This is a genomic window from Nocardia sp. NBC_01329, from assembly GCF_035956715.1.
GTDB lineage: Bacteria > Actinomycetota > Actinomycetes > Mycobacteriales > Mycobacteriaceae > Nocardia.
On the sequence record NZ_CP108381.1, the window covers coordinates 3,034,276 to 3,054,936 of the forward strand.

General features: G+C 66.0%; 20 protein-coding genes and 1 pseudogene. 4 read left to right on the forward strand and 17 right to left on the reverse strand.

Annotated elements, in window-relative coordinates; all coding sequences use genetic code 11:
* Nucleotides 1–97: 97 nt before the first annotated feature.
* Nucleotides 98–559, reverse strand: a complete 462-nt coding sequence (locus tag OG405_RS13780; protein WP_327152330.1) for a MaoC family dehydratase — start codon at nt 557–559, stop codon at nt 98–100.
* Nucleotides 559–1,317, reverse strand: coding sequence for a 3-oxoacyl-ACP reductase FabG (gene fabG / locus OG405_RS13785; RefSeq protein WP_327152027.1), 759 nt, complete (start codon nt 1,315–1,317; stop codon nt 559–561). Before fabG ends, OG405_RS13780 begins: the two co-directional genes overlap by 1 nt.
* A 543-nt stretch (nt 1,318–1,860) precedes the next feature.
* Here fabG and OG405_RS13790 point away from each other — a divergent pair.
* Together OG405_RS13790 and OG405_RS13795 are read left to right on the forward strand one after the other, a co-directional pair.
* Nucleotides 1,861–2,622 (forward strand): crotonase/enoyl-CoA hydratase family protein, encoded by a 762-nt coding sequence (locus OG405_RS13790; protein ID WP_327152028.1) that lies wholly within the window; start codon nt 1,861–1,863, stop codon nt 2,620–2,622.
* A gap of 332 nt (nt 2,623–2,954) precedes the next feature.
* Entirely contained in the window at nt 2,955–3,683 is a 729-nt protein-coding gene (locus OG405_RS13795) for a hypothetical protein (protein ID WP_327152029.1), read from the forward strand.
* Between the two features lie 101 nt (nt 3,684–3,784).
* Here the strand turns inward: OG405_RS13795 and OG405_RS13800 are convergent, their stop codons facing one another.
* The 5 genes and pseudogenes from OG405_RS13800 to OG405_RS13820 form a co-directional block, all read right to left on the reverse strand.
* Nucleotides 3,785–4,408, reverse strand: a complete 624-nt coding sequence (locus OG405_RS13800; RefSeq protein ID WP_327152030.1) for a TetR/AcrR family transcriptional regulator — start codon at nt 4,406–4,408, stop codon at nt 3,785–3,787.
* A gap of 193 nt (nt 4,409–4,601) precedes the next feature.
* On the reverse strand, nt 4,602–4,793 hold the full coding sequence (locus OG405_RS13805; RefSeq protein ID WP_327152031.1) for a hypothetical protein: 192 nt from the start codon (nt 4,791–4,793) through the stop codon (nt 4,602–4,604).
* Nucleotides 4,790–5,059, reverse strand: a complete 270-nt coding sequence (locus tag OG405_RS13810) for a hypothetical protein (protein WP_327152032.1) — start codon at nt 5,057–5,059, stop codon at nt 4,790–4,792. The genes OG405_RS13805 and OG405_RS13810 overlap by 4 nt, the downstream gene beginning before the upstream one ends.
* A 317-nt stretch (nt 5,060–5,376) precedes the next feature.
* Nucleotides 5,377–5,567 (reverse strand): annotated as a pseudogene (locus OG405_RS13815) (DUF3703 domain-containing protein); the annotation flags it as partial.
* A gap of 373 nt (nt 5,568–5,940) precedes the next feature.
* A complete protein-coding gene (locus tag OG405_RS13820; protein ID WP_327152033.1) occupies nt 5,941–6,603 on the reverse strand; it encodes an alpha/beta fold hydrolase in 663 nt (220 codons plus the stop codon).
* Nucleotides 6,604–7,088: 485 nt separating this feature from the next.
* Here OG405_RS13820 and OG405_RS13825 point away from each other — a divergent pair, with 485 nt between their 5' ends.
* Both OG405_RS13825 and OG405_RS13830 read left to right on the forward strand, forming a co-directional pair.
* Nucleotides 7,089–7,907: an enoyl-CoA hydratase/isomerase family protein gene (locus tag OG405_RS13825; RefSeq protein ID WP_327152034.1), complete on the forward strand. Its 819-nt coding sequence runs from the start codon at nt 7,089–7,091 to the stop codon at nt 7,905–7,907.
* A 284-nt stretch (nt 7,908–8,191) separates the two neighbouring features.
* Nucleotides 8,192–9,364, forward strand: a complete 1,173-nt coding sequence (locus tag OG405_RS13830; RefSeq protein WP_327152035.1) for an MFS transporter — start codon at nt 8,192–8,194, stop codon at nt 9,362–9,364.
* A gap of 115 nt (nt 9,365–9,479) precedes the next feature.
* Here OG405_RS13830 and OG405_RS13835 read toward each other — a convergent pair whose 3' ends face one another.
* The 10 genes from OG405_RS13835 to OG405_RS13880 all read right to left on the reverse strand — a co-directional run bounded on the left by OG405_RS13835 (nt 9,480) and on the right by OG405_RS13880 (nt 20,611).
* The gene (locus OG405_RS13835) at nt 9,480–10,535 is read right to left on the reverse strand and encodes an ABC transporter permease (RefSeq protein WP_327152036.1); all 1,056 of its coding nucleotides are present in this window, start codon (nt 10,533–10,535) and stop codon (nt 9,480–9,482) included.
* The gene (locus OG405_RS13840; RefSeq protein WP_327152037.1) at nt 10,532–12,058 is read right to left on the reverse strand and encodes a sugar ABC transporter ATP-binding protein; all 1,527 of its coding nucleotides are present in this window, start codon (nt 12,056–12,058) and stop codon (nt 10,532–10,534) included. The genes OG405_RS13835 and OG405_RS13840 overlap by 4 nt, the downstream gene beginning before the upstream one ends.
* Entirely contained in the window at nt 12,055–13,173 is a 1,119-nt protein-coding gene (locus OG405_RS13845) for a sugar ABC transporter substrate-binding protein (protein WP_327152038.1), read from the reverse strand. The genes OG405_RS13840 and OG405_RS13845 overlap by 4 nt, the downstream gene beginning before the upstream one ends.
* 933 nt (nt 13,174–14,106) lie before the next feature.
* Nucleotides 14,107–14,859 carry an SDR family oxidoreductase gene (locus tag OG405_RS13850; RefSeq protein ID WP_327152039.1) on the reverse strand — a complete coding sequence of 251 codons (753 nt, stop codon included), beginning with the start codon at nt 14,857–14,859 and terminating at the stop codon, nt 14,107–14,109.
* 1 nt (nt 14,860) lies between these two features.
* Nucleotides 14,861–15,667, reverse strand: a complete 807-nt coding sequence (locus OG405_RS13855) for an enoyl-CoA hydratase/isomerase family protein (RefSeq protein WP_327152040.1) — start codon at nt 15,665–15,667, stop codon at nt 14,861–14,863.
* Nucleotides 15,664–17,343, reverse strand: a complete 1,680-nt coding sequence (locus OG405_RS13860; protein WP_327152041.1) for a CocE/NonD family hydrolase — start codon at nt 17,341–17,343, stop codon at nt 15,664–15,666. The genes OG405_RS13855 and OG405_RS13860 overlap by 4 nt, the downstream gene beginning before the upstream one ends.
* Nucleotides 17,340–18,098 (reverse strand): SDR family NAD(P)-dependent oxidoreductase, encoded by a 759-nt coding sequence (locus OG405_RS13865; RefSeq protein ID WP_327152042.1) that lies wholly within the window; start codon nt 18,096–18,098, stop codon nt 17,340–17,342. Before OG405_RS13865 ends, OG405_RS13860 begins: the two co-directional genes overlap by 4 nt.
* Nucleotides 18,099–18,111: 13 nt before the next feature.
* Nucleotides 18,112–18,933 (reverse strand): enoyl-CoA hydratase/isomerase family protein, encoded by an 822-nt coding sequence (locus OG405_RS13870; RefSeq protein WP_327152043.1) that lies wholly within the window; start codon nt 18,931–18,933, stop codon nt 18,112–18,114.
* On the reverse strand, nt 18,930–19,649 hold the full coding sequence (locus OG405_RS13875) for an SDR family NAD(P)-dependent oxidoreductase (RefSeq protein WP_327152044.1): 720 nt from the start codon (nt 19,647–19,649) through the stop codon (nt 18,930–18,932). The genes OG405_RS13870 and OG405_RS13875 overlap by 4 nt, the downstream gene beginning before the upstream one ends.
* The gene (locus OG405_RS13880) at nt 19,646–20,611 is read right to left on the reverse strand and encodes an amidohydrolase family protein (protein ID WP_327152045.1); all 966 of its coding nucleotides are present in this window, start codon (nt 20,609–20,611) and stop codon (nt 19,646–19,648) included. Before OG405_RS13880 ends, OG405_RS13875 begins: the two co-directional genes overlap by 4 nt.
* Between the last annotated feature and the right edge of the window lie 50 nt (nt 20,612–20,661).

A 20,661-nucleotide genomic window follows, 5' to 3' on the forward strand; every position in this document is an offset into this window, starting at 1 on the left:
ACTGAGCGTCGGGCGGGCTGGTAGCCCGCCCGACGCTGTTCGGATTCGATTTCCGGCCGGACGCCACTCCAGATCGGGATCACTTCTAGCGCTGAACCTATCGGCGCCCCAGTACGATGCGAGCCACCGTCTCGGCCACGCATGCCGGCTTGCTTTCTCCTTCTATTTCGACGGTGACCTGCGTAACCACTTGTACGTGCTGCTCCCGCACGTCGACGTCGAGAATCGTCGAGCTCGCCCGAACGCGGGATCCCACGGGGACAGGCCGCGGGAAACGAACCTTGTTCAAGCCGTAGTTGATTCGCATTTCGGCATTCTCGATACGGGAGATCTGCGCCATTAGATGAGGTAGCAGGCTCAGGGTAAGGTACCCGTGCGCGATCGGCGTCCCGAACGGGCCCTCGGCCGCACGCACCGGGTCCACATGGATCCACTGATGATCGAAAGTCGCATCGGCGAACCGATCGATCTGCTCCTGAGTTACGGTCAGCCAGTCACTGGATCCGACCTCCTCGCCGCGCGCCGCGAGAAGATCGTCGACACTTTCGAATACCCGCATCATCCGCGGGGTCCGCCGGCGACGTAGAGCACCTGCCCGGAGACGAATTCCGCTTCGTCGCTGACGAAGTAGGACACCGCGTTGGCAACGTCTTCCGGCCGCCCCGGCCGACCGACTGCGAGGCGTGCCACTGCCTTCTCGACCTGTTCCTCGAAAGAAATCCCGATCCTTTCCGCAGAAGCACGGGTCATATCGGTGACGACGAATCCCGGAGCGACAGCGTTGGCAGTGATACCGAACTTGCCCAACTCGACCGAGAGGGACTTGGTGAAGCCCTGTAGGCCCGCTTTGGCGGCAGAGTAGTTGACCTGGCCCCGGCTGCCGAGAGCAGAGGTACTGGAGATATTGACAATCCGGCCCCAGCCGGCGTCGACCATGCAGCGCTGAGCGGCGCGGGCCATCAGGAAAGATCCGCGCAGATGGACCTCCATGACACTGTCCCAATCGTCGTCGGTCATCTTGAACAGCAGATTGTCGCGCGTGACACCGGCGTTGTTGATCAGCACGAGGGCACCACCGAGCTGGTCGTTGATGTGCTCGACCGCGTCGGCGGCTTGATCGGGCCGGCTGACATCGGCCCCGGCTGCGACAGCACGACCGCCGATCTCCTCGATGGCCGCCACCGTCTGGGCGCACTGGTCGGCGTGGAGATCTACGATGCCAACCGCGAAACCGTCCCGGGCCAGGCGTAGGGCAATGGCGGCGCCGATGCCGCGGGCCGCGCCGGTCACGATAGCCGTCCGTTGGGTCCCTGTCATTGAAGTCCTTTCGGTTGTGCCCGGGATGCTCGAGTCGGTCCCGGTACGTGCGTGGGGAGAATGTTGTGCTGGATTCGGCAAACCCTCCGTGGCGCGATGCGTGCCGCCGCCTGAAAACGCATCGCGGACCGACCACCGCGAGAGCAGCTGCCTCCAGTCCACCGTGTGTCCGCTGGAGCAGCTGATCCTCCGATAGGGCGAAGCGCATGAATCGACCTCCCGAAGGGAACATACTACCTAGTAGGTTGCCAGGCAACAGGCGTCGATACGCCGAACGAACTCGAGCACCCGATAGTCCGACACCTTGACGAATATGGAACCTACTGAGTAGTTTGTACTGTGTCCTCGACCACTCTTGGACCCCAGTAAGGATCCGTGAGGTCACGAGCCTCGAGATGCGGGTTTCTCACTTCACTCGGCTCCGGCCTCAGCGGTCTTCTCCGCCGAGAGCTGACCATGGAATCTTGAATTCGGATGCCGCCCGATCGGGCTTCCGAGATTTATCCGATACGACGAAACAATTATCACCTGTGGAGCAGTCTGATGAGCAGCGTATTCCTCGAGTGTGCGGACAAGATCGCCGTGATCACGATCGACCGCCCGAAAGAGCGCAACGCCGTGAACCTCGATGTAGCCAACGGCATCGCCGCCGCAATCGATGAGTTCGAAAAACGAAAAGACCTCAGCGTGGCAATCCTCACCGGCGCGGGTGGAACATTCTGCGCCGGCCTGGACCTAAAAGCCTTCACGCGCGGTGAAATTCCCATAATTCCGGGACGAGGTTTCGGTGGCCTGACCGAGAGTCCGCCTGCCAAACCGTTGATTGCCGCGGTCGAGGGATGGGCACTCGCCGGCGGCTTCGAACTCGCGTTGAGTGCTGATCTCATAGTCGCTGCCCGGGACGCGAAATTCGGCTTGCCAGAGGTAAAACGTGGCCTGGTTGCCGGCGCCGGAGGCCTGCTCCGGCTGCCGAAGGTGCTTCCGTACCAGCTGGCCATGCAACTCGCGCTGACCGGTGATCCACTGACCGCCGAAACGGCCCACGCACATGGGATGGTCAATGTCCTCACCGAGTCCGGGCTCGCACTCGCCGGGGCACGAGAGTTAGCGGCGAAACTGGCCGCCAATGGACCGCTCGCCATACGCACGAGCAAGCAGATCGTATCGATGGCAGTCGACTACACCAGCGCAGATGCGTTCGCTGCCCAGCAGGCCTTGGTAGAACCTGTCCTGAGCTCCGCCGATGCCATGGAAGGTGCCCGGGCGTTCAGCGAGAAGCGAGCCCCGGTCTGGACCGGGGAATAACCGGGTCCACAGGCAATCCTCGCCCGTGATCAGCGATCCACTCACATACCGCGGCGAGTCCGACTTCGGACACAGCCGGTGCAGCGAACCGATCGACCGGCGCCGTGCATTCGAGAAGGAATCTCCGGCACCTCGAGGTCCCCCCGACCCATCCGGCCGAACGTACCGACAATGCGACATCATTCTCCGCCGACGCATTCGACATGACCGATACCCCCTGGCGGTCGTCTGCGTACTCAGCAGATCAGCCCTGGCCATCACGTGAAGAGAAGTACCAACAGGCGATTTCGGGCCCTGCATCAGACATAAATATCTGCGAATGAGGAACTTCAATGAGGAAGACAGGCACGACCGCGATCGTAGCAATCGCGGCGACCGTAACCCTTGCGCTGACCGGTGGCGCCGCGAACGCGAATCCAGTTAGCCCGGATGACAATTCAGTATTGACCACTTCCATCGCTCCGGGCCTCAACTACACGGCCAGCGTTGTGGACCGATCAGTGGTACTCACCACCGACCTGGGGTCACTGACCGTGCTGGGCAGCCAATTCCAGGTGCTCGATCCAGCGGGCAATATCGTCGGCGGCATTCCGCTCACGTACCAGCGAGATGGAAAAGACTGGCCGATCGCCGCGAAGGTCGACGGCCGGACGGCGACCTTGACGCCGAGTACCGATCCGGCCGACGCGCGGCCCACTACCACGGAACCGGTACTGAAGGATATCGATGCGGCCTCCGATGCCTTACTCAACGGAGCGATCACGAACGCCTTCATGCAGCTTTCACTGGGCGTCGCGCTCGGCACGTTGATCGGCACGGCGATCGGCGCCGGAATCGGCTGTGTCGCGGGGGGAGCAGCCATCGGCACTGCGGCCGGAGTGCCGACCGTCGGCCTGCTGGCTATTCCAGGTTTCCTCGGCGGCTGCATTGCTACAGCAGCAGTCACCGGCCCCATCGGGGGAATGGTCGGCATGATCGCCATCGGTGTGCCGGCAGCCATAGCCGCGGCCATTCAGTTCTACAACACCGTCAACACGCCTGCTCCGCCGGCCACCTCATAGATGGTATTCAGGGCGCGGCGTCCGGTGTTTCCGGGCGCCCGCCACTACATTCCGCCTGCTGTTCAAACGGCAACAGGGTCGGTGCGCACCGACATGATAATTCAAGCGATTACTCCCCGAACAGAATACTCGGCAATTTCCGCGGCAATCCGCTCCCGCTCAGCCGCCGAGTCCCGCGGCCCATCCGCCTGGAACCAGACGTGCATCCAATTCACCGTTCCCAGGACAGCCTTCACGAGAATGTTCGCGTCGGCGTCGCGAAACACACCGGCCGCGATACCGTCCTTGATCACCTCCACATAATATTCCTCGAACTGCCGTCGCATCGCGCGGATCTGCGCGATCGCCTCCTCTTTGTGACGGCCTTCGCTGGCCAGGCCCATCTCGATCTGATGTTGCGCCGGACCCATGTAAGTGTGTCTGTTCATGAGGTGCATCGCGTGCTGCTGCACCATCGCATGCAGCTTATCTCTCGGACCGATATCATCCCGCTCGGCTACGGGCCCCACTGCCTCCAACGCCCACTCCAGCGCTTGATGATGGATCCCGACGAATAAATCGCCTTTTGTCCGAAAATAGTGGTAGATGCGCCCCTTGGTGGCCCCGAGCAAATCCGCCACATCGTCGATCGAGGTTGCCGCGTACCCACGCTCCGAGAATGCCTTCGCCGCGGCGTCCAAGATCTCCCTGGCACTCGCTTGCTTCTTGGGATCCAGTTTGCTCATCCGGCCGTTGCCAAATCCTCGCGTCACCCCTACATCCTACTCAGGCGGATGTAACATCGCGGGATTCGGGTCGCACCGCAATCGCCCATGTCGCATGCGCATGGCCGAGGGAGCGACCGAACATCTCTACCATGTCGAGCCCTACCGGGTCACGAGGGCGTTCCTCCGAACAGAGACATCGAATCCTTGCCACTCATGCGCCACCCATCTCCGGCATCGGTCGACCTCCGGCCCAGCCGTGCGGGTCGAGCCACGGTCCGATCGCTTGCCAATCCTCGCTGGTCAGGTCGGGCGCGTCCGCCTCGCACCAGCAGCGCATGCCCTTTCCACGCTTACCCGAGGTCTCGATGCGGGCACCGCAACCCGCGCAGTTGCGCGTGGTCACCGGCGTTCCCCCAATTCGCATTGCCCAGCCTCGTAACGCAGGACTGCCTCCCGAGCCCTTCCCGGCCCCAGGGCGGAACGAGAAAACATATCCTGGCCCGCGTCCGGGTAGCTGCGCTTCGCCCATTCGTACGCGTACAGGGCTCGCCGTAGCCAATGCGCGGGGCTGTCCCCGAACGAACTGTTCGGATACGGATCGTCCATTATCAGCGCTTCCATTGCCGCGTCGAATCCGGCCGGGTCCACAGTGATGTCTCGATCGTTCATCGTCATCCTTGTCGATAGATAGGGTACGAGCCGGTCGGCGACGGATGCGGACACACACCGTCAGCGAACAGCCACCACACGATCGCGACCCGCGCACCGGCGATCGCGGCCAACGACCGTTCCCGCGAGACCCGCGGAGCGGCCGGGTACGGAACCTGGATGCTGTTCAGAGTGGGCGGATGCAATGCCCTGCCAGCCTCCCGGGAGCGCACACCGTAAACACGGGTCGAATGCCCCGAGGGCATACCTGTTTCTCCCGTCCGGCCTCCGGGCATGTCCCATTACCTCCCGTAGGACGATCGCCCCATCGGCCGGATTCAGACGGCCCGGCCGAGCACTTTTCGCAAATCCGACGGGATGGGCATCGGGTTCATCAGCCCGCGGCGGCGCGACCGGTGTTGCCTTCCGGGTAGCGGCCGGTGAGGGAGCCCGGGCCGGCGACAATGATTCGCACAACCTGACCGAAAGCCTCCCTGCGGTCGCGTAGCCACAGCGCGAGCGAGAGCATGGGGCTGAGCGCGCCGCATCGAAAAGGCACCCGTCCTGACGCGTACCGCCGCGAAACAATCGAACCCGAAATAGGTTAAGTTGCAATACCGCGCCGTGGGAAGCTCCGCAGATGACAAGCGGTGCGCGAGCATTGACCGACAGCGATCGAGAACTGGTCGAGTTGGCGCGGCTCGTACCGCCGCGCCCATCGAGCTTCCCCTGGACGCCGACCGCATCGGACACAGTGTGAAGACTGCCGACCGGAATTCGGAGTGCGCGATTCCGGCGTTCTGATCGCTCGACAGCCGACGAAGGCAAGAGCGGTACGAGAGCCGCCCCGGACAACACCCGCCGGCCCTCGCCGGAGTTGGGCGGTCCTCGGGTGGAGCTGTCTATCGCGCGAGGAGCTCGGCCAGGATTTCACGTGCGTTGGTCCATAGCAACGCACCGCCGGCGTCAGGCAGATAATGCCGGACGACGTTCGGGATTCGAGCAGCAAGGGTGGCACCGTGGTCCGGAGAGTGGGTCGGGTTGCCGTCCAGGCCGCCGTACCACAGATGCACGCGGCTGGTCAGATCCTCGACCCGGAAGGGCCAGCGCGCGAAGTGCAGAACCGTGTCGTGCGCATAGCCGGCCGAGCCCTGAGCGAAGCCCGCCTCCAGCGCACGACGGAAAGCCTTCGCGAACTGCGGTTGCAGGTAGATCTCACGGTCCACCTCGGGACTGCCATCGATGCTCAGCCGCCACAATGTCTCGGCATTTCCGAAGCTTGCGAATTCGACCTCGGCCCCGGCAGGGTCGGCGGCTACCGAATCGACCAGTTGTCGCACATCGGGGGGCAGGGCCGATTCCGGATGAGCGAGCTCGTCGCCTCCCGACACGATCGCTACCGCCGAAGTAAGCCCGCGCGCAGCGCAGGCGAGAGCGAACGGCGCGCCTTGCGAGAACCCTACGGTCGCGAGCTCCGCGAGGTCGAGTTGGCGGACGTCCTCGGCCCAGTCGAGAAGCGTGCGCCCGGGTACCCATGTGGAACTACCGAGACCGGGCCGTTCCACCGACACCAGCCTCACACCCAACTCGGACAGCACGTCGGAGCCGAATCCCAGCCACCGCCCCCATCATGCTCCGGGGCAGAACAGAACCGGTCTGCCGTCCGCCGGTCCCCACTCCGCCCAAGCCAAGTCGCGCCCGTCCCGCAACACGGTGACTCCGATCCGCATCGGATCTTCGACAGTCACTTCCATATCACTCATCCTCGTCTGCATCCGCGCACAACCCAAGAGAATTCGGCGTAGCTGGGGTCCATCACGCGAAGACGTTGTGGGCCTGTCTCCCAACGCATCTGTGACGATCTCCTCGCCTGCACCGGGATGGTCGAAACCCGTCTCCCGAGCCGAGTACCGGAAATCGCCGCCCGCAACGGCGGGAGACCTGTTTCATTGACATACTACTCGGTAGGTTGACAGTATGGGTCCCGTATTCGTTTCGTGCTGCCGGTCGGTGTCGACCGGGCGGCGTTCGCGTCCGAAGGAGACTTGGTATGGACTACTCGAGCTTGGGGCCCGGTTTGCTGGTGGAGGCGGACGGGCCGTTGCGGATTGTGACAATGAACCGGCCCGAGGATCTCAACTCCTTCGATGACGGGTTACATACGGCGATGCGGCGCGTGTGGGAGTTGCTGGTGGACGACGAGGACGCGCGGGCCGTAGTCCTGACCGGAGCCGGCCGGGCGTTCAGCGCCGGCGGCCACGTGCCGAACTTCATCCGTAACCACAACGACCTGGCGGCGCGGCGGCGAGATATCCGCGAAGGCGAGCGGCTGGCCCGCGCGATGCTGTCGTGTGAATTGCCGGTGGTGGCAGCAGTCAACGGCCCCGCGGTGGGGTTGGGCTGCAGTCTGGCAACCATGTCGGACTTCGTGGTGATGGCCGAGGATACGTTCATGAGTGATCCACATGTGGCCATCGGCCTGGTAGCCGGCGACGGAGGTGCCGTCACTTGGCCCTGGCTCACCAGCATGCTCACCGCCAAGGAGTTCATCCTGCTCGGCGACCGCTTGCCCGCAGCCGACGCCGCACGGCTGGGACTCTGCAACCGCGTCGTGCCCGCCGACGAGGTGCTCGACACCGCCAAAGCCATCGCGCACCGCTTCGCCACGCTACCGGCTCAGTCCACACGCGACACCAAGCGCGCACTCAACATGCACCTACTCGACTCGGCGAACACCGTCCTCAACTTCGCTCTCGCCGCGGAATACGAATCCTTCGGCACCGAGGACATCAAGACCCGCGTCGCCGAATTCACCGCCAAGGCCACCCGCCGGGCCGACTCCACTCCCCAGGCCGAAAAGTCCTTGTAACAACCGAGATGCGCCTCCTCCCACGGAAGCCCGAGGGATACCCCTGAATGCCCGGCTCACGTCGAATGTCTTCGCGGTAGGGTGTGATTCGTGACCACTGCGACAGAGGCGGACAGACTCTGGCCACCGGTCCCCCGGTGGCTGCCCCGAGCCAGCGACACCGCGCCCTGACGGCGCGGTAATTCTTGCTGCTCTGAAGTCCACCGGCCGGACCCGCTGTCGTCCGCGCGGCCATCCCCTTTCTCGGATGTGCCGTCCGCTTCGCACTCAGTGGGAGTACCCCTATGCCCAAGTGGTTGGCGGCGCTGTTCGCCGCCTCGTTCGTGTTCTATACCGACGACTATGTGATCGCCGGTGTCCTGCCCGAGATCGCCCGCGATCTCGGCGTGAGCCAAGCCGCCGCCGGTCAGCTCATCACCGTGTTCGCCGTCACCGTCGCCCTGGTGGCGCCGATCGCCGCCGTCGTCGCGGCCCGCGCGCCTCGACGCCTGCTGCTGGTGGCGAACCTGTGCGCGTTCGTCGCTGCCAATGCGGCCGCGGCGGGTACATCGTCGTTCACCGTGCTGTTGATCCTGCGCGTCGCCGCAGCGGCAGCCGCCGCGGTCGCGACCCCGGCGCTGTTCGCCACCGCGGTCCAGCGGGCGCCCGCCGCGAAGGTCGGCCGCTATGTCGCGGTGGTGGCGCTGGGCGTCACCGGGTCCATCGCGGTCGGTGTGCCGATCGGCACCTGGATCGGTGGCATGTTCGGCTGGCGCGCGGTATTCGCCACCATGGCGGTGTGCGGCCTGCTCGCCCTCGCCGGTCTGCTGATCACGCTGCCGCGCGGGATATTCGGCGGTCCCGCGCCCGACTGGCGGGCCCAGCTACGCAGCCTGGGACGACGACCGGTGACCTTCGGTCTGCTGGCCAACATGTCGCTGATGACCGGCTCGATGATGATGCTCACCTACCTCGCGCCGTTCCTCACCGATGTCGCCGGAGCGGCTGTGGACGCCCGCGCCCTCTCCTTCGGACTGGCCGGTATCGCGGGCACCCTCGGCATGTGGGCCGGCGGCACGATGACCGACCGGCACGGCCCGGACCGTGCCCTGCTGATCGGTATGAGCGCCATCGCCGGGTCCATGGCCATCCTGTGGCTGCTGTGGGGCATGCGCCCGGTCCCGATGACGGCCGTGCTGCCTGTCCTCGCCGTGTGGGGTGCGGCCGCCTTCTGGAACTCACCCGCGATCCAAGCCCGGCTCGCCACCCTGTCCGGCCCCCTCGCCCCACAGGCGCTGGCGCTCAACACCTCCGGCACCTATCTGGGTGTCTCCCTCGGCGGTCTGCTCGGCGGTCTCGCCCTGACCACGTGGGGTTCGGGCGCACTGCCACCGCTCGCGGTCGCCTGCACCGTTCTCGCGCTGGTACTGCTGTCCAACGCGAGCGAACCCGCCCGTAGAACACCGGCCCGCAAGTAGACAGCCCGACCGCCGGTGCGGAACCCACCCGCACCGGCGGTTCAGCCGCGCCAGGGAAGTCGGCGACACCGTGATGTCGCCCCGTGCCGAGACCGGATGCCCGCAGAGTCTCCCGTTACCGCTTCGCCCGAGGACTGCGCTTGCTGCTCAGCACCGCAGCGCTCACGGCAACGAGCAGCGCGAGACCGTTGAAAAGGTCTGTGACCCACAGCTGGCTGCCCATCAGTTGCAGGCCCTTGACACCGGTTGCCAGCAGCAACAGCGCGATAACCGCGCCCGCGACGTTGAATCGACCCACTTTGACCTGGGTCGTGCCGAGGAAACAGGCGGCGAAGCACGGCAGCATGTAAGCGGGGCCGAGAGTAGGGGCCACGTTCCCGATCTTCGCGGTGACGAGCACTCCGGCGACCGCGGCGAATGCACCCGTCACCACGAATGCCCCGAACACGTATCGGCCGGCACGGACACCGGCCAGCCGGGATGCGTCCGGATTCGCCCCCACCGCGTAGGCGCGACGTCCGATGGGCGTGTGTTCGAGGACGTACCACACCAGCACGGCGAGGACGAGCGCGTACAGGGCGATGAGGGGGATGCCGAGGACCTGGTGGTTCGCGACACTTCGAAAGCCGTCCGGCACCGGCCCGATGAACTGGAAATTCGAGACGAGTTCGGTGATCGCCAACAACACCGAGCTCATACCCAGCGTCGCGATGAGACTGTTGATACCGATGACCGCCACGAAAACCGCGTTGACCAGTCCGACCAGAACCCCGGCCACCAGGGTCAACAGCACCGCCAGGACAGGGCTCATATTCTGATGAACCATCAGTGAGCTACAGAGCACAGCACACATACCCAGGTTCTGGGCTGCCGATAGATCGAATTGACCGACAGCGAAAGTCACCAGCACGCCCAGCGCGAGAATCATCGTGACCGACTGGTCGCCGACGATGCTGTTGAACGTCGCCAGGGTCGGGAACACCGAAGGCAGTTGGATCGAGAAGAAGGCGACGAAGATCGCCAACAGCAGCAATCCGCTGTACCGGGTAACCGGTGCACCGATGATCTGCCGCAGTGTCCGGCGCGATGGCGACCTTGTGTCACCACGGCTGTGGCGCCCGGTCGCTCTGGGCGGGGTGCTGGTGATCTCGTGTTCGGAGTCGATGGTCATGAGTGCTCATTCCTTTGGGCGTCATCGGCAAAGTCTCGGATGGTCTCGCCCACGATGTGCTCGACCGACAGCTGCTCCTTGGTGAGCACACTCTGAACAGCACCGCCACGCATGATCAAGACCCGGTCGCACACGGCGCACAGCTCCTCCGCGTCGGAGGACGAGAGCACTACTGCCCGGCCCTCGGCCGCCAGGCCCGACAACGCCTCGTAGATCGAAGCCTTGGCACCGGCATCCACTCCACTGGTGGGCTCATCCAGGAGAATGACTCGGGCATCGACACGTAACCAACGCGCCAGCACCAGCTTCTGCTGGTTACCGCCGCTCAGTAGCGCCAGCGGTCGGTCGGGATCAGCCGGCATCACGTCGAGACGTTCGATCCACGGCCGGACCACGCGTCGTTCCAGTCGGGACCCGAGCCAGCGAGCCGGACCCCAAGAGGGCAGACGGGGAAGTGTGACGTTCTCCCGCACTGTCCATTCGGGAATCGTCGCGAGCCTCTTTCGATCAGCGGGGGCGTAAGCCATACCGGCGCTGATCGAAAGTTCGGGTTTGTCGGCCGGCACGATCCGACCCGCGAGCCGGACTTCGCCTCGGCTGCGCCGCCGACCGCCGAAGGTCAACCCGAGCGCCTGGTCGTATCCGGAGCCGATCAGGCCGGTGACGCCGACGATCTCACCCGCGTGCACTTCGAGTGAGAAGTCGGCGACATCCTCCCCGGAGACCCCGGTCGCGGTGAGGAGTACCTCCGACGACGGCGACGGGGAACCCTGGGTGAACTCGGTCGGCCGCCGACCGATGATCAGTTCGACCAGTCCCTCGGTGTCGATGTCCTTCACCGGGCGGGTGGTGATCCGCCGACCGTCTCGCAGTACGGTCACTCGATCACCGATCTGGAACACTTCCCGGAGGCGATGGGTCACGTAGAGAACGGCCGTTCCCCGTGACCGCAGCCTCCGCACGAGAGCGAACAGCTGCTCGACCTGATGCTGCGGCAACGACGCGGTGGGTTCGTCCAACACCAGCAGCGCCGGAGTTCCGCCGGACACCGACATCGCCCGGACGATCGCGATCATCGTCTGTTGCCCCGGCGTCGCGTCGGCCACCGGCCTGCCAGGGTCGAGGTCCACCTCGAATTCGGACAACAACCGTGCCGCGGCCCGGCGCTCCCGCTGTCCGGACAACCACCAACGACCCTGATAGCGACCGCCCAGCGCCAAATTGTCCACGGCGTCGAGTTCGGCCACCAGCCCCAGGTCCTGGTGAATGAAGGCGATCGACCGGGCGCTCGCTTTTGTGCTGCCCAACGTGACAGCAGCGCCGTTCACGGTGGCCGACGAGCCGGGATCAGGAGCGTGATAGCCGGCAAGGATCTTGATCAGCGTCGATTTCCCGGAGCCGTTCTGCCCGAGCAGGCAATGCACCTCGCCGCGCTGGATCTCCAGGTCGACGTTGTCGAGCGCCTTCTGCGCCGGAAACGTCTTCGACAGCGAGCCGATACTCAATACGGTGGTCGTATTCATCCCACCCGCCACGCGGTGTAGTAGGCCTGTGCGTAGTTCGGCGCTTCCGGGTCGGTGGTGTCCCCAACATTGTTCGCGACGAAGATCCGCTGCCATCCGGCATCATCGGCACGCCCGCCGAGCGGAACACCCATGATCAGCCGCACCACCTGGTCGACGACGCGGTAACCACTTGCGGCGAGCTCCACGGCGACCGTGGCCCACTGGGTTCCGGCTTTGATCTCCGCGAGGGCCGCCGAGTTGGCGGCGCGGCTGATGACCTTGACTCGGTCGCTGATCCCGGCGGCCTGCAATGCCGCGGTGAGACCGGGAATGTAGTCCACGACCGGAAGCGCCACGTACTCGGTGCGCGGGTGGGATTGCAGGTAGCTGACGATCTGAGAAGCGATTGTCTTACCGACGTTCGCGTTGGAAACCTGCAGGACGCCGACAGAGCCGCCCGCCCCCTCGACCGTCTGCTCGAAGGCATCCTTGATGGGCCCCCAGCCGTCGCTGAACGACGGGTCCCAGACGAACACCGACTCTGCTGCGCCCTTGGCATCGGCCACGATCGCACTGCCCATCAGCGTTCCACTCAGACTGATGGCCTTGTGCCCCATGGCGACGGCCTGGACCGGGCCGTTGTCCGACAGCACGTCCCCGAGCGGGGCGGCTTCGCTGATCTTCGTACCGGCGGCCTGCAGCTTGGCCAGCTGCGGCCGGATCGCGGAGTCCGGCATGATCGGGATGTAGGTCAGTGCATCCGGCGGGTTCTCCGCGACCTGATCGATCAGCTTGATGTAGCTCTCCGGAGTATTGTCCGTCTGCAGGGTTGTCACGTCCCAGTTCAATTTGCGCGCCGCGGCAGCGGCACCGTCAGCGAAGACAGTGCAGACCGGAAGCGGGCAGGTGATGATCGTGAACCGCTTGTTCTGGGGCGGAGCCGACGGCAGCTCCGGAACTGTAGCCGCCGGCAGCGGCTGGGTGTACTTCGTGTACATCGCTTCCGCCTGGTCCAATGCGACTTTCGCCGCTTCCGCGGAAACCACCGGGGCGGCCTGATCACTCCCGGCACCGCTACCGCAGGCGACCAGAGTCAGGCAGAGCGCGGCACATACGCCCATAGCAACAGGCATGCTGAATTTATTCGGCATTGCGGACTTTCTTGTGATCGGTGAGCGACACAGGCTCGGATGGGAACGGCATATTCACAACCGACCCGCTTCAAGGTGTTCGCGACTGCAAAACCAATAGCTGAGCGGCATTCAGGCCGAACGCTCGCCGGCCTCTCGCGGGTTGCGGAGCGGTCGAGCGGTGCATTACATTCTACTCAGTAGGTTGTAACTCTGTCCAGGGTCCTCGAACGGGACGCATTCATTCTCGACACGGTGCGACCGCAGCCATCACACAATGGGCACCGGTCGCCCGGGCCCGATCCAGGTCAGGACAAAACATGCGGGCAGATGGAAACACACCGGTTGAGCCGACCATCCACTCCGGCGGTCTCATCCGCACAATTCCGCATCAGGAAACAGTGGAATGGCGGATCTGGAACATTCTGTCGAATCATAAGACCAGAATTCGATGATTCGACCTGCGCCCGGCAGCCGACATGTGGCTCGATCGGCAATCACCGGAGAATTCGTCGGACGAATATGCAGTTCGAGGCCATCTCGCACTGCGCGACAGAGTATTCGACAATCCCCGCATCGGAGATTCGGTGGCGGTCGAGAGCTTTGATCCACGCCGAATTCATTGATTCCGTTGTGGGAGAAATACTTTCGCAATCCGCGCCGCCACCGGACCCGTGACCGAACCGCATTGGAAGGCATACTGTATTCGGCTCGCACAGGCATCGGCTGGAGGATCACCCGGCCATCGCCCGTCGCAAACCTGCCGCGGCTCCGGATTGCCACCAGCTTGTCCCCTGGACTCGACATCGAGCCGACCGTCGTTCAGCGAGTTGGCGAATCGCGGCACAGCAAGACCGCAGGGTGGCGGGACCGCGTCGACGGCGGAACGGGCGGTGTTCACGCGGTCGTGAACACCGCGACAGAGGTCCGGCCGGGTTATGCGATGAGATTGCCGCCGTCGGCGATCAGGGTCTGACCGTTCACCCATCCCCCGTCGTCGCCGCACAGGAATTTGACGAGGCCGGCGAGATCGCGGGCCTGGCCTACTCGACCGAGAGGTGTCGCTTTCGCGACGATCGTCTTCAGACGCTCCGGATTCGCCGAGATGGCCGACAGCGCTTCGGTATCGATGACGCCGCCGCTGGCGATGTTGGCCGTGACTCCCGCGCGGCCCAGTTCGGCGGCCAGGTAGCGGATGAGGGCTTCCGCCGCTGCCATCGATACCGCGATGGGCGCGTACCCCGGGACGTGGCGCCGGGTACCGGTGCTGGCGAGGGCGACGATTCGGCCGCCGTCGTGCAGGTCGTCGCCAGCGGCTTCGACCAAGCTGAGCACGGCACCGACGCGGGCGGTGAACATCTCGGTGTAGGTGGCGATCGAGGTGCCTACGGCCGAGGTCGAGGCGGGCGAGGAGTCCGCGAATCCGGTCGCGTTGGAGACGACTGCGCGAATCGGCCCCAGCTCACGCGCCCGGCCGACCAAGGCACGGCACGAGTCGGGTTCGCGCGTATCGACCTGCAGCGCACGCGCCGACCTGCCCAGCTGCTCGATCGCTCGCACCACCTCGGCGGCGTCGCCGGATCGGGAGTGGTAGCCCACGGCGATGTCATAGCCGAGTTCGGCGAGATCGAGGGCGATCGCGCGGCCCACCCCGCGGCTCGCGCCGGTGACGACAGCGACGCCGCGCATGTCAGCTCACCACCCGACCGGTGTCGAATCGCACCGGCTCGTCGTCGGCGGCGACGGAGTAGGCGTGTCTCGCGCGCTCCTGCAACGCACCGGATTCGGGCGTCGCGAGCAGTTCCGCGAAGGCTGTTCCCTCGAGACGAAAAGCGTCGGCGACACCGAGCTGCGCGCCCTCACTCAGCACCCGCTTCGCCGCCGCGAGCGCGGCCCGCGGTTTCCGAGCCATCGCCGTGGCGGCGGACAGGACGTCCTCGTCGAAGCTCTCGCTCGCGAAAACCCGGCCGACCAATCCGATCTGGTGTGCGCGGTGCGCCTCGACGACTTCGCCACTCAACACCAGTTCGGTAGCGTCGCCGCGGCCGATGAGCCGAATCAGTCGCTGTGTTCCGCCCGAGCCCGGGATGATGCCCAAGGCCGTCTCGATCAACGCGAAGTGCGCCGAGTCGCTCGCCCAGCGCAGTGCGCAGGCCAACGAGAGTTCGACCCCGCCGCCCCAAGCCTGCCCGCCGATCGCGGCGATCACCGGCTGCGGCATGGTCTCGACGAGGCGCATCGTGGTGTACCAGGAGCGCGCCTGCGGGACGGGCCCGGCGGCGAGTCGAGCGAGCTCGTCCAGGTCGGCGTGCGCGACGAAGTAGCCGGGGACGTCACTGCGCAGCACCACGACCGAGATCGTGTCGTCCTCGGCGATTCGTCGCAGAATCTCGCCCAGCTCGGCGAGCGCGGCGAAGGTGAGGAAGTTGCGCGGTGGGTTTCGGTACGAGAGTACGGCCACCGCGGCCTCGCGTCGTTCGGTCCAGACCGGCATCATCGGGTCCTTTCGCTGGGGAGAGTGTCGAGCGTGAGCGAGGAGCCCGCGGCGTGGATGCGCACCGTGACCGGTGGCGGGTCGGCGTCGGCCGGCGCGCCGTTCAGGTTGCGGTCGACGTGGGGAAAGTTGCTGCTCGTCACGAGCACGCCGATGCGATGCCCGATGTCGAACCGCTGGGCGGTGTAGCCCATATCGATGGCGATGGTGGCGATCTCACCCGGCGCCAGCGGTTGCGGCGTGGTCAGATCGTCGCGGAACCGCACCCGGGTGATGCCGTCGGCGACGGGAAGCATCCGGCCATCGGGATATCGGTCGACCAGTCTGACGAAGAGGTCGGTATCGGGACGGTCCAGGCTCACTCGCAGCGTCATCGACACCGCGCCTACCACATCGACAGGCTCTGCCAAGGGCGCGGACAGGTAGTGCAGTGTGTCGGCACGCGGGCACTGCCGGCTGAGGTCGATCGGCCCCGGCGCGAGTCGGCCGAGGTGCAGGAGCCGGCCACCGCGGCTCGGCACGGGCGACAGCGGATCGTAGACAAAAGTGTCGGTGCCGTCCTCGCCCACCGGTGCCCGGCCGGAAACCAGTCCGCCGGGCACGCCTGCCGACGCCCCGCTCACCAACCGGAACGGCCGCGACACCACCCCGCTCGGCGGCCACTGATCCGCCGACATCCACTGGTCCGCGCCCATCAAGAAGTAGTCGACCTGCCGCGCCGGCCGCACCGGTGCGCTCTCCGCACAGCGCCGGAAGAAGTCGAGCTGTCGGCCGGGCAGGCCGACCGCCGTTGCCGAAGCCGCCACGCCGAAGTTCACCTCGCCCTGGATGTGCTGGAGTGGACCGGTGTGCGCCCAGGGTCCGACCACCAGCCGGTGCGGAATCTCGGGATTCGCCGCCGCTCCCGCGGTGAAAGTGTCGATGGTCGAGGATGCGTAGACGTCGTACCAGCCGGTACTCACGAACACCGGCACCTTTATCGCGTCGGGTTCCCACTCCGGGAGAGCGCCTTCCGACCCCGAGAGCAGCTGCTCGACATCGAGCGGAAACCCGCGGAGGCGGGCCAGGGGGTTCGCGGTGAGCGGCAGTGAGCGCATCGCCGTGACGGGGTCGGCCAGCAGCGACCCGAGCAGGGCGGCATTGTCGGCGTCGGCGTGCTCGGGGTTGCGGGCGAGCCAGTCCGCCGCCATGAAGATCATCCAGCCGAACAGGTGGTCCAGCCGCAGCGCACCACTCAGCTCCACCCGATCACGACTGCCTGTCGTCACCATCGCGGCGGCCACACCGGCCAGATGCGGTGGCCGAGTCGCCGCGCCCAGCATGGACAGGATCCCGCCGTAGGACGTGCCCGCCAGGATCACCGTGCCGTCACACCAGGGCTGGGCCGCCGCCCACTCGACCGTGTCGTGGGTGTCGAGGGCCTCCTGGTCCCACATGATCGGCTTCCACTCGCCCTCGGACCCGAACCGACCCCGGGTGTCCTGGACGAAGGCCGCGAAGCCGAATTCCACGCAGTCCATGGGTTTGAGGACATCGGAGCTGATCTTGCGCCGGCCGTAGGGGGTCCGGAAGATCACCACGGGCGCGGGCCGGGCCGAGCGCCAGAGATCACCGCGCAACACGACGCCGTCGCGCATCGGGCTCTCGACGTCACTGTGCCAGGTCGCGTCGGGGTTCATACCGGCGAGGTGAGGGTCAGCATCCGGGCGGCCATCTCGTTCCACCCCGCGGTGGCGCCACCGTCGACGGTCAGCACACCGCCGGTCAGGTAGGCCGAGCCGGGCAGTGCGGCGAACACCGCGACCCGCGCCTGCTCCTCGGGAGTACTCAACCGCCCGACCGAGGTGGAGTCGACCAGAGTCTGCCGGAGTACGCCCTCGGGCCACAGATCGTCGACCATCGCGGTGTGGGTGGGGCCGGTGACCAGCGCCACCGCGCGAATGCCCTGGGAACCGTAGTCCACCGCCACGGATCGGGTCAGGCCGATCAGCGCGTGCTTGGCCATGTTGTACACCGGAGACCTCGGGGTCGCGCCGACCCCACACATCGAGGTGGTGAACACGAAAACCCCACCGGTACTGCGCATGTGGCCGACCCCGGACCGGACGAGGTAGAAGTTGGCATCACAGCACACACCCATCACCCTGCGGTAGTCCTGGTCCGAGAGCGAATGCGCGCGCCCGGGGACATTGATGCCCGCGTTGCCGTGCACGATGTCGAGGCGACCGTGACGGCGCACCACCTCGGTCAGCGCGGCGTCCACGGCTGCCGAGTCCGAGACATCGCAGGCGAGGATGTCCGGCCCGGCATGCAGGTCCAGGCCGACAACTGTCGCACCGGCCCGGCGGAACAAGTCCATCGATGCGGCACCGATGCCGCTGGCCGCCCCGGTGATGACGGCGACGTGCCCGTCGAAGGAACCGAAGATATCCATGGTGTTGCGCCCCTTATCTACCCACGAAGCGCGGGTCACGTTTTTCCAGGAAGGCCATCGCGCCCTCGTAGGCGTCGGCCACTTCCACGTTGTTGCGGATATGTACCGAGTTCTGTAGTCGCAGCGCCATTTCGATCGGTTGACCGACGCAGCGCTCGCGCAGTTCCTTGAACAGTCCGATCGCGGCCGTCGCCGACCGCGCCAGCCGCTCGGCCTGGGCCAGCGTGACCGCCACCAATTCGGCCGGCGGCACCACGCTGCTGAAGATTCCGGCCCGTTCGGCGGCGGCCGCGTCCAGTAGCTCGCCGGAGAGGTATATCTCGGTGGCCCGCGCCGGGCCGACCAGCCGAGCCAGCACAGCGACGCTGCCCGCTTGGGCGACCCGGAGCAGCCCGCTGCCGATACGCGCCGTGCTCGCGGCGATGCGAAGATCACCGGCACAGGCGATCTCGGCGCCCGCACCGGCGGCGAAGCCGTTGATCGAGGTGATCACCGGCACCCGGGCCGTCACCATCATCTCGATGATGCGCAGATAGATCGGATCGGCGGTGTCGCCGAGCACCGGCGAGTGGGTGCGGTCACCGCGCAGGTGTTCCTCGACCGCACCGAGATCGTCACCGGCACAGAACGCGCGCCCTTCGCCGGTGAGCACGACGACCCGGGTCGCTCGATCGGCGAACCGCGACTCGAGCTCGGCGCACAGTTCGGTGCCGAGCTGCCGATCGATGGCATTGAGCCGGTGCGGGCGGTTCAGAGTGATCCAGACGATGCCGGGGCCGGGCAGTGTGACCCGCAGGGTGGAATGATGCGGGCCGGAATGGTTCTGCGCGTTCATGAGCGGATCATGCCTCCGTCGACGTAGAGCGACTGTCCGGTGATGTAGCGGGACCGGTCACTGAGCAACCACACCACGGCGTGCCCGATATCGTCGGGTGTTCCGAGCCGTCGGAGTGGTAGTCCGCGAGCCACCTTCGCAGCGAGGCCGCGCAGGTCTCCGGTATCGAGCATCGGGGTGTCGATGAATCCGGGGCAGATCGCGTTGGCGCGAATGCCCCGGGGTCCGAGCTCCACCGCGAGCGATCGGGTCAGCGTCTGCAAACCGCCTTTGCTCGCGTCGTAGGCCACCTGACCGGCGAAGCCGGTGACCGCGATCGAGCAGATGTTGACGATCGTCGCGTCGGAACCGGCGGCGAGCAGGTCGGCGAGGTCGCGGCTCAGCCGAAACGGTACGTCGAGGTTGACGGCCATGACGCGCGACCAGTCGTCGTCGGTGTGCTCGCTCAGGGCTGCCCGATGCTCGATCCCGGCATTGTTGACCAACCCGTCGATCCCGCCCAGCGCACGACAGAGGTCGTGGACGCGGGTCGTCGCGCCCTCGGCCGTCAGATCGACGCCGTGCACTGTGTGCGCGCCATCGCGCGCCACGACCTCGGGGCGATCGATACCGACCACTTCGCCACCCTCGGCCTCGATCGAGCGGATCAACGCCGCGCCGATTCCGCCGAGTGCGCCGGTCACCAGAATCCGGCGGCCATCGAGTAGTCCGGTCATCGCGCCACCTCCGCGTCGAGTCGGAGCATCCGCTCGGCGTTGCCGTACAACCAGTCGTGACGCACATCGTCGTCGATGGGCAGCCGAACAGCTCGCTCGGCGATCTCGCGCACCGACCTGCCGTGCGTCCAACTGGTGGAACCGAACATGACCTGGCGCCGGATCGAGCGGGCGCCGTGCAGGAACAGTGGTTCCCAGCCCGAGCCGGGGGCCGCCATCGTCGCCGGGTCGTGTGAGGAGAATTCGAGGTACACGCGGGGATGGCGTTGCAGCAGCGCGACGGCCTCGAGTACCCAGGGCCAGCCACCGTGGCCGAGAACGATGCGCAGGTCGGGGTGTCGCCCGGCGATCCGGTCGATCACCGCGGGGGCGGAGATCCCCGCGGGGACGTCGGTGCGAAAGTTCTGGCCGCTGTGGATCCAGACCGGCACATCGCGTTCCACGCACAGCCGCCACAGCGGATCGTGGATCGGGTCGGCGACATCGACCCCGTCCAGGAACGGGATGATCGAAAGCCCGGTCATCCCCAGCTCTCCGAGAGCTCGCGTCGCTTCGGCCACTGCCGGTTCCGGGTTCTCGATGCTCACCCCGGCCCAGCCGATGAGTCGTTCGGGGTGGGCGGCCACCTGCGCGGCGACCAGATCGTTGACGGTGCCGCGCGCGGTCGGCCACGGACCGCCGTGCACGACCTGCGCCCGGATACCGTCGGCGGCGAGCCGCGCCACGTGCGCGTCCGGATTCGTCGACCCGAGCTGTTCGGCCAGCCGGCACACGGTGCCGTCCGGATCGGCGGCGAACGAGTCGATGACGCTCGCGGCCGACCGGCCGGTCAGCCGGCCGAATCGACCGGCGAACGCCTCGAGGTAGCGCGGCGCGCTCCCGAACAGGGCGTAGAGGTACGCCCGCCAGCCCTGCTCGTCGAAAACGACATCGCACATGTCGATCACAGACTGCTGTTTCACTCGACCTCCAACATCTATGAACGTTTGTTTACCAGCGATCGGCAAAGTAC